Below are 8,708 nucleotides of genomic sequence, written 5' to 3'. Positions count from 1 at the left end.
GGGCAGCGCGCCCGTCGCGGCGGGCTCGGGCGCGAGGCAGCCGGTGCAGACCGACGCGACGGCGCGCCGGGCCCGGGCGGTGACGCGCGCCTCGAACGCCTCGCGGGCGGCCAGTGCCGCGCGGGCGATCTCGGCGGCGTCGAGGGCGGGCCCGTCGCCGGGGGTCGCGGACGCGCCGTTCGGGTGGATGCGCAGCCTGAGGGGGCCGTCCGCCGTCTGGGCCCGGGCCGGCGCCGGACTGGCGAGGAGGAGCAGGATCGTGGCCGCGGCGCGCATCGTCGAATCCGTCATCGCGGGAAGCGTCGGGCGGGCCGGTGAGGAAAGCCTTAACCATGCCTCGCCCGCGGGGCCGCCCCGGCCGCGGCGTCAGTAGCCCGACCAGACCTCGTCGCGGTCGCGCCGGACGGGGCGGCAGCCCTCGGCGGATCGCGGCTGGGCCGGCGGGAAGTGCGGGTCGTAGCCCTGTGCGGGCGGCCGCTCCGGCCTGCGGGCGGGCGGGCTCTCCCCCGGGTGCCGGGGCCGCACGCCGGTCCGGTCCGGGAGGCGGCCGCCCGGCGCGGGATGGGTTTCGTCACTCACGCGCATATCCTCGTCCTGGGCCGGCGCCGAATGCTGGCGCCGGCCTCGGGACGCTGTGGCGGAGGAAGATTGAGAAAGCGGTCGCCGGAGGCCGGGCGCGCGGCGCGCCGGCACGGCGGCGTTTTCCCAGCGTGAGCGAACCGTGAATCGGAGCGGCGCGCCCTCCGGGCAGCGGGCGGCCGGCTCCGCCGGGGCCGCGGACACGAGGTTGTGACACGCGCCGCCCGCGATCGGGAGCACGCTGCCATTCAGGCCGCATTCAGTGCCGGGTGCCGATGGTCCGAGCCATGCGTCAGTCCGTTCCCCTCCTGGTCTGCGGCCTCCTCGGCCTCGTCGGTGCGACGGGCTGGCTCGCGGCCGCGCAGGATGCGGGCGAGACCGCGGCGGTGGCGGTGCCGGCCCAGCCGGTGCACGCCGCCCAGGCGACGGGCCAGACCTGCCTGTCGCCCGGCGACCTGCGCGAGGCCGTGGCCGAGAAGCGGGTGGTCGAGCCGGTGGCGGCGATCCGCGCCGCCCGCGCGGCGGTGCCGCGGGCCGACATCGTGCGGGCCAACCTCTGCCGCCGGGACGAGGTCCTGGTCTACATGCTGACGGCCTTGCGCAAGGACGGGCAGTTCGTGCACGTGATGGTGGATGCCCGGTCGGGCCAAGTCTCCGGGCAATGGTGAGGATCGCACCGTGCGTCTGCTCGTCGTCGAGGATGATCGGGATCTCAACAGGCAGGTCGTGACCGCCCTGGAAGAGGCGGGCTACGCCGTCGACAAGGCGTTCGACGGCGAGGAGGGCGCCTTCCTGGGGGAGACCGAGCCCTACGACTGCATCATCCTCGACATGGGGCTGCCCAAGGCCGACGGGGTCTCGGTGCTCTCCGGCTGGCGCCGGTCGCAGATCAAGACGCCGGTCATCATCCTGACCGCCCGCGACCGCTGGAGCGACAAGGTCAACGGCTTCGACGCCGGCGCCGACGACTACGTCACCAAGCCCTTCCACATGGAGGAGCTGCTCGCCCGGGTGCGGGCGCTCCTGCGCCGCACCGCCGGCCACGCCACGAGCCAGATCAGCGCCGGGCCGGTGGTGCTCGACACCCGCTCGGGCCGGGTGTTCGTGGACGGCAGCCCGGTCAAGCTCACCTCCCACGAGTACCGGCTGCTCTCCTACCTGATGCACCATACCGGCCGGGTGGTGTCCCGGGCCGAGCTGACCGAGCACCTCTACGACCAGGATTTCGACCGCGACTCGAACACCATCGAGGTCTTCGTCGGGCGCCTGCGCAAGAAGCTCGCGGTCGACCTGATCCAGACCGTGCGCGGCCTCGGCTACCTGATCGAGCCGGGCGCCGGCGGACCGCCCCCGTGACGGCCCTCGCCGGCCGGAGCGCGGCCGCGGCGCCCGAGACCGCGCTCGGCGCCGCGCCGCCGGCCCGCCGGCCGTTCTGGCTGCCGTGGCGGCGGCGCTCGATCGCGGTCCGCCTCGTGGTCTCGGCGCTGCTGTCGAGCGCGCTGATCCTGCTGATCGCCGGCCTGATCCTCTCGGCGCTCTACCGCGAGACGACGGAGCGGGCCTTCGACAGCCGGCTCCTCGTCTATGCCAACGACCTCGCCACCAACCTCGTCTCCCCCTCCGACTCGGAGGCCCGGGTCTTCGGGGCGCTCGGCGACCCGCGCTTCGACCTGCCGCTCTCGGGCTGGTACTGGCAGGTCGGGCGGCCCAACGCCAAGCCGCGGGACCTGCGCACCTCGCGCTCCCTCGTGGGGGTGCCGCTGCCGCCGCCCGACAACGCGGTGGGCGAGGCCGGCTCGGGGCAGCTGCGCAAGGGCTACGGCAAGGCGCAGGACGACCGGCCGCTGCGCATCATCGAGCGCACCGTCGACCTCGGCGAGGAGGGGCGCTACCTCGTGCGGGTCGCCGGTCCCTCGGACGAGATCGCCGCCGACATGCGGCGCTTCACGCTCGCGCTGACCACCACCTTCGCGCTCCTCGGGCTGTCGCTCGGCCTGACCACCCTGCTCCAGATCCGCTTCGGCCTCGCCCCCCTGATCAAGCTCCGGGCCGCCCTCGGCGCCATCCGCCGCGGCGAGGCCGACCGCATCTCGGGCGAGTACCCGCGGGACATCGCGCCCCTCGCCGGCGAGGTGAACCTGCTGCTCGAGACCAACCGCGAGATCCTGGAGCGGGCGCGCACCCAGGTCGGCAACCTTGCGCACGCGCTCAAGACCCCGCTGAGCATCATCGTCAACGAGGCCTCGGCCGGCGACGCCTCGAGCGAGCTCGCCGTCAAGGTGCGCGAGCAGGCCGCCGTGATGCGCGACCAGGTCAACTACCACCTCGACCGCGCCCGGGCGGCGGCGCTCGCGGGCGCGCTCGGCACCTTCACGGACGTCGAGCCGGTGGTGGCCGCCCTCGTGCGCACCTTCGGCAAGATCTTCTACGAGAAGGACCTCGCCTTCGAGACCGCCGTGACCCCGGGGCTGCGCTTCCGCGGCGAGCGCCAGGACTTCGAGGAGATGATCGGCAACCTCGTCGACAACGCCGCCAAGTGGGCGCAGTCCCGGGTCTCGATCCGGGCCGAGGTCATCGGCCAGGGCGAGTACCCGCACCTGATCGTCACCGTGGAGGATGACGGGCCGGGCCTGCCGCCGGAGGCCCGGGCGGCGGTGCTCGAGCGCGGCCGGCGCCTCGACGAGACCAAGCCCGGCTCCGGCCTCGGGCTCTCGATCGTGTCGGACCTCGCGGCGCTCTACCGGGGCCGCCTGCGCCTCGACGCGGCGGGCCTGGGCGGCCTGCGCGCGGTGATCGAGGTGCCCGGGGACGCGAGTCCGGCCGGCCAGGCCTGAGGGGCCGCCTCACGGCGGCTCGGACCTGAGGGGCTGCCTCACGGCGGCAGGCGCACGGGCGGCAGGGAGGACAGCAGCCGCAGGAGGTCGCGCAGGTTGCGCGTCCGCGTGCGGCCGAGGATCGCCTTGAAGTGGGTGCGGGCGGTCGTGACGGCGATGCCGCGCCCGGTGGCCGCCTCCTCGAAGGTCTTGCCGTCGGCGAGCTGCAGGCAGAGCTCGGCCTGCGCCGGGCTCAGGCCGAAGAGCCGGCGCAGGGTGGCGTGCTGGAGGTCCGGCGCCGTCGCGGTCCGGCTCACGCCCAGGAAGGCCTGCCCCCCGCGCAGGCGCTCCCCGCCCGGCTCCGGCACCGGCGTCGCGACGACCGAGAGGGCGCCGCCATCGGCGCCCGCGACCCGCATCGCGCCGGGGCGCCCCTCGACCGCGGCGGCGCGCACGAGCGCCCGGAGCGCCGGCCCGTCCGCCGGGTCCCGGGTGCCGAGCCCCGCCCGCGCGTCGCCGAGCACGATCCCGGCCCCGGCCCGGGACAGCGCGTGCGCGACCGGGTTGGCGTACAGGATCACCCCGTCCCCGGCGCAGATCACGACGCCGAACCCCAGCAGGTCGAGGGTGCGGCTGTCCCAGCCCCGGTGCCTGCGCTCCTCCTGCAGGGCTGTGTACAGGCGCAGCGCCCCGCGGACGTGGAGCCCGATCTCCTCGACGACGGGCTTGTCCTCCGTCGCCAGCAGGCGGCTGCCGGCGACCCGGTTGAGCGAGAGCGAGGCCCGCAATCCCGGCGCCACGTCGAGCACGATGCCGAGCGGCCGCAGCATGCCGTAGTGCCGCGCGAAGTCGTTGTAGAATTCCGAGCGCAGCAGGCTCTCCTCGCTGACGAAGTCGCTGCCGAGGAGGGCCCGGTTCGAGAGGCGCGGCTGCGCCCCGCCCCAGGGATCGAGGGTCTGGTAGTAGGCCAGGTAATCCGCGGCCGACGCCACGATGTCCTCCGTCAGCGTCAGCTCCGCGATGCGGCCGTTCTCAATCATCCAGATTCCGACGCTGTCGACGTCGAGGGCTTCGCGGATGACCGCGGTGATGCGGTCGAGTGCATCGGCCTCGGAGGCCGCTGCGTAGATCGCGGCGATCTGGTTCGCTCGAAGGCGTGACATGATTCTTGACCGGATCATCGACTCTGCGGCGCGGCGCGACGTCCGGCAAGATTGCGCGTGAACGCCCCTGACCGAACGGCAGACACGCGTACCTGCGCGATTTTTTCTACGCTATCCCCACAAGTGAGGATAGTCATCCGGCCCTCGATCGCATCTACATTGCGTCAGGCGGCGCCAGCACGACGAGCGAACGAGGCGGCAGCGCTACAGTCGCGTACTGGAAATGAGAACAGGGACACGGCCGCGCTCAAGACCAGGCGCGATCGAGGCGAAAGCTCGTGCCGATTTGTTGCTGTTTCCATCGGATCCGTCTGGACGTTCACGAGTGGGAGATCATCATGATGCAAATACAGGTGCTGGGCGTCGCGGCCGTGCTGGCGACCATGGGGGCGATCGCGGCGGGACCCGCGCAGGCCGCCTGCCAGGGCGTCGCCTGCGCGGCGATGCCCAAGCAGAACATTTCCCTCGACCGGAACGCCTTCAAGAGCGGCCCGGGCGTCGGCGTTCAGGGCAATAACCAGATCGCCGTGTCCAAGAACCTGGTCGGTCAGGACGGCGCCAGCCTGAAGAGCGGCAAGGTCCTCAGCCCCGGCAACATCAACCCGGGCATGAAGCTGCGCTGAGGCGCGTCATCCGCCCGGTCGAGGCGCTGCGTGCCGCGGTGTGGGCCGGGCGGCTCCGCACGCCCCCGACCGCGCCGATGCACGAAGCCCAGGACGAGGCATCCGCCGCCACACGCGGCGGACGAACTTCAATATCCTGCAATTCGCCGTAGTAGACCCGCGATTGCCGGGCGCCTCTATCCGGATTGCCGCCGATCGATTTCGACGAATCATGGAATCTTCCGCAGCGGCATGATCGCCCGGACGGTCCGTTCCGGCCAGCCGGACGCCGCGCCGGGGACCTTGGGGGATCTGATGAGACTGTTACGATGGGCCGGCGCGGCCGGCCTGCTCTGCGGGGCGGCGCAGGCCGCGGACTTGGCGCAGGCCGCGGACCTGGCGCCGGCGCCGGCCGACGTGGAGGCCGCCTTCGTGCCGGCCTGGACCACGACCCTGAACAGCGAGTTCCGCTACTTCTCGTTCAGCGGCACCAAGGGGCAGCCGCTCGGCGTCGCGCCGACGGGCGCGCGCGGCGAGGGCTCGCAGGTCTACCTGCCCATTGGCCTCGGGCTGAACGGGCAGCCGTCCGAGAACCTGCGCCTCGAACTGACCCTGCGGGGCGGCTACGTCGACTCGCGCCAGACCACGCCGGGCCTGACCGGCGGCGTGCGCACCGCCCTCGACACCCAGCTCTCCACCACCGCCACCTACCTGGGGCTCGACGGCTTCCAGCCCTTCCTGTCGGTCGGCGTCAACCTGCCGACCGGCACCACCTTCCTGGACGGCACGCGGTTCCTGGCCCGGCTCGATTCCGACCTCGTCGACGTCCCGACCTTCGGCGAGGGGCTCAACGTCGGCCCGACGCTCGGCGTCAACGTGCCGCTCGGCGACACGATGCTGGTCTCCCTCGGCGTCGGCGCCACGTTCCGCGGGGGCTACAGCCGGGAGGGCGCGACGGACCCCTTCACGAACGTCACCGCCGCGACGCGGCTGCAGCCGGGCGACACCGTGTCGGCCAACGCCTCGCTGAGCTACCAGGAGGGGCCGGTCTTCGCGAACCTCGCGGTGATCTACGCGGCCGAGAGCGCCACCCGCATCGACGGCGTGACCTCCCTGCGCGGCGGCGAGCGCCTCTCCGTCTCGGGCCAGGCCGCCTACACCTGGTCGCCCGCCTGGACCACGACCCTCTCGGCCTCCTTCACCCACACGGAGAACAACCTCGTGCCGGGCGCGGCCCTCGGCACCCTGATCCGGGAGGCGTTCAACTCCAACAGCAACCTCTACCGGGTCGGCCTCGACACGCTCTACACCGTCGGGGCCCTCGGCATCGGCCCGAGCCTCGGCTACCTCTACCGCGACCGCAACGCCTTCGACGCGCGCACGCTGCTGTTCGTGCCGCAGCGGGAGCGCTACGGCGTCGGCGGCGTGCTGCAATACGCGGCGTCGGAGGGCGTCGCGCTCTCCTGGCGCGGCGAGCGCATCTTCGTCCGGGAGGAGGCCAGTCCGGACAAGATCTTCGATCCTTTCGGCGTCATTCCGGGCACCGGCCAGCCCCGCCTGAGCTACCGCGGCTGGTCGTTCAGCGGCGGCGCCACGCTCAAGTTCTGAGGACGATCGCGATGCGCATCCCGACTTCCGCGGCCCTCGCCCTTCTGGCGCTGCCGGCCCTCCTTCCGCCCCCGGCCGCCCGGGCGGCCCCGGCCCAGCCCCTCCTCCCGGCAGCGCCCGCGCCGCGCGCCTGCCCCGAAGGCCGCCTCGCGGACGGGCGCTGCGTCGACCCGCTCCTCTCGGCCTACGCGCGCCAGCAGACGGTCTGCTTCACGCAGGTCAGGCTGTCCTACGTCTCCTGCCCGGGCGTGCTGCCGGCGCTCGACACCCGCTACCGCTACCCCTTCACCGTCGTGACCGAGCGCCAGCGCGAGATCAACATCCTGTTCGAGCGCCAGGGCTACCAGAACGTCTTCGGGCTGGTGCCGGTCACCCGGACCGGGACCACGACCGGGCGCTGACCCCCGGGCGACCGTCGCGCGAGGCAGGCCGGATCGCCGGGGGGCCCCCGCCCCGCACCACGCGGCCGGCGCCTCACGCGACCGGCACGGGCTGCTCATGCGGCCTGCACGGAGTGGAGGAAGTGCGCCACCTCGCCGCTCAGGTGCTCGGACTGGCGCGACAATTCGGACGCCGCGGCGAGGACCTGGCCCGCCGCGGCGTCCGCCTGCCCGGCGGCGTCCGCCACCCCGGCGATGTTGCGGGTGACGGTGGCGGTCCCGCCCGCCGCCTGCGCGACGGTGTCCACGATCTCCCGCGTGGCGGCGCCCTGCTGCTCCACGGCCGCCGCGATGCCGGCCGAGACGGCGCTGATCTCGCGGATGCGGTCGGTGATGCCGGCGACCGCCGCCGCGGCCCGGCCGGTCGAGCCCTGGATGCGGCCGATCTGGCTCGTGATCTCGCCGGTCGCCCGGGCGGTCTGGGCGGCGAGCCCCTTCACCTCGGCGGCCACGACCGCGAAGCCGCGGCCCGCCTCCCCGGCCCGGGAGGCCTCGATGGTGGCGCTGAGCGCGAGCAGGTTGGTCTCCCCGGCGATCGCCGAGATCAGCCCGACCACGTCCCCGATGCGCGCGGCCGGCCTTGCGTGACACCGTGTCGCCGAGCCGCCGAATCGTGTCGGCCCGGCCGCAGGGCTAAACCGGGGCCATGACGGCGATCTGGCTCATCTTCGCGCTCATGACCGGCCTCGCGGTGCTGGCGCTGCTCTGGCCGGTCTCGCGCCGCCCCGGCCTCGCGGTGCCCGGGGCCGGCGGCGAGGCCCTGATCGCGACCGAGACCGGGTTCTACAAGGACCAGCTGCGCGAGATCGAGCGCGACGCCGCCCGCGGCCTGCTGGCGCCGCCGGAGGCGCAGGCCGCCCGGGCGGAGGCGGCCCGGCGGCTCCTGCGGGCGAGCCGCGGCGACGACAAGGCGGCCGGGGGCGGCGCGGTCGGCGAGCCGGCCCTGCGCCGGCGCCGGGCCGCCTCGGCGTTCGCGCTCTCCACCGTGCCCCTCGTCGCCCTCCTGGTCTACGGCATCTACGGCTCGCCCGACCTGCCGGCCCAGCCGCAGGCGGAGCGCCTCGCCGCCGCCCGCGGCGACGGGCGCGACCTCGCGGCGGCGGTGGCGCAGATCGAGGCCCACCTCGCCAAGGTGCCGGAGGACGGCCGGGGCTGGTCGGTGCTGGCGCCGATCTACCTCCGCTCCGGCCGGACCGAGGACGCGATCAAGGCCTACGAATCGGCCCTGCGCATTCTCGGCGAGGAGGCCGGGCGGCTCTCCGATTACGGCGAGGCCCTGGTGGCGGCGGGCGACGGCGTGGTCTCCGACAAGGCGCGGGCCGCCTTCGAGCGGGCGCTCGCCCGCGACGACAAGGCCGTCAAGGCGCGGTTCTACCTCGCCCGGGCGGCCGAGCAGGACGGCGAGCGCGACCTCGCGCTCGCCCGCTACGCCGACCTCGCGGCGATCTCGCCCCCCGAGGCGCCGTGGCTGCCGCTGGTGCGCGACGCGGTCGGGCGCCTCGG

At 74.2% G+C, this 8,708-nt stretch carries 10 protein-coding genes and 1 pseudogene; 7 read left to right on the top strand and 4 right to left on the bottom strand.

The features are described 5' to 3' along the window. Positions 1–291 (bottom strand): hypothetical protein (locus DT057_RS32675; RefSeq protein ID WP_128566197.1); only part of this gene is annotated, 291 nt, incomplete at its 3' end. A gap of 75 nt (positions 292–366) precedes the next feature. After that, a complete protein-coding gene (locus tag DT057_RS32670; protein ID WP_128566196.1) occupies positions 367–579 on the bottom strand; it encodes a hypothetical protein in 213 nt (70 codons plus the stop codon). Positions 580–866: 287 nt separating this feature from the next. Between DT057_RS32670 and DT057_RS32665 the strand changes: the two genes are divergently transcribed. From DT057_RS32665 to DT057_RS32655, 3 genes are all read left to right on the top strand, one after another. After that, the gene (locus tag DT057_RS32665) at positions 867–1,247 is read left to right on the top strand and encodes a PepSY domain-containing protein (RefSeq protein WP_128566195.1); all 381 of its coding nucleotides are present in this window, start codon (positions 867–869) and stop codon (positions 1,245–1,247) included. A 10-nt stretch (positions 1,248–1,257) separates the two neighbouring features. After that, positions 1,258–1,935, top strand: a complete 678-nt coding sequence (locus tag DT057_RS32660) for a response regulator transcription factor (protein ID WP_128566194.1) — start codon at positions 1,258–1,260, stop codon at positions 1,933–1,935. 80 nt (positions 1,936–2,015) lie between these two features. Beyond that, positions 2,016–3,413, top strand: coding sequence for a sensor histidine kinase (locus tag DT057_RS32655; protein WP_238313210.1), 1,398 nt, complete (start codon positions 2,016–2,018; stop codon positions 3,411–3,413). A 38-nt stretch (positions 3,414–3,451) separates the two neighbouring features. Here the strand turns inward: DT057_RS32655 and DT057_RS32650 are convergent, their stop codons facing one another. Next, entirely contained in the window at positions 3,452–4,555 is a 1,104-nt protein-coding gene (locus tag DT057_RS32650; RefSeq protein ID WP_128566192.1) for a helix-turn-helix transcriptional regulator, read from the bottom strand. A gap of 338 nt (positions 4,556–4,893) precedes the next feature. Here DT057_RS32650 and DT057_RS32645 point away from each other — a divergent pair, with 338 nt between their 5' ends. From DT057_RS32645 to DT057_RS32635, 3 genes are all read left to right on the top strand, one after another. Continuing rightward, positions 4,894–5,178, top strand: coding sequence for a hypothetical protein (locus DT057_RS32645; RefSeq protein ID WP_128566191.1), 285 nt, complete (start codon positions 4,894–4,896; stop codon positions 5,176–5,178). Positions 5,179–5,472: 294 nt separating this feature from the next. Continuing rightward, positions 5,473–6,765: a hypothetical protein gene (locus DT057_RS32640; RefSeq protein ID WP_128566190.1), complete on the top strand. Its 1,293-nt coding sequence runs from the start codon at positions 5,473–5,475 to the stop codon at positions 6,763–6,765. An 11-nt stretch (positions 6,766–6,776) separates the two neighbouring features. Beyond that, positions 6,777–7,166 (top strand): hypothetical protein, encoded by a 390-nt coding sequence (locus DT057_RS32635; protein ID WP_128566189.1) that lies wholly within the window; start codon positions 6,777–6,779, stop codon positions 7,164–7,166. A gap of 95 nt (positions 7,167–7,261) precedes the next feature. Here the strand turns inward: DT057_RS32635 and DT057_RS32630 are convergent. Further along, a pseudogene (locus DT057_RS32630) lies at positions 7,262–7,780 on the bottom strand (methyl-accepting chemotaxis protein); the annotation flags it as partial. Positions 7,781–7,851: 71 nt separating this feature from the next. Here DT057_RS32630 and ccmI point away from each other — a divergent pair. Then, positions 7,852–8,708 (top strand): c-type cytochrome biogenesis protein CcmI (ccmI, locus tag DT057_RS32625; protein WP_128566187.1); only part of this gene is annotated, 857 nt, incomplete at its 3' end.

This window comes from Methylobacterium crusticola (assembly GCF_003574465.1).
In the GTDB taxonomy this organism is placed as follows: domain Bacteria; phylum Pseudomonadota; class Alphaproteobacteria; order Rhizobiales; family Beijerinckiaceae; genus Methylobacterium; species Methylobacterium crusticola.
Note: the sequence above shows the minus strand (reverse complement) of the source record. Positions and strands in the feature narration are given on the sequence as shown.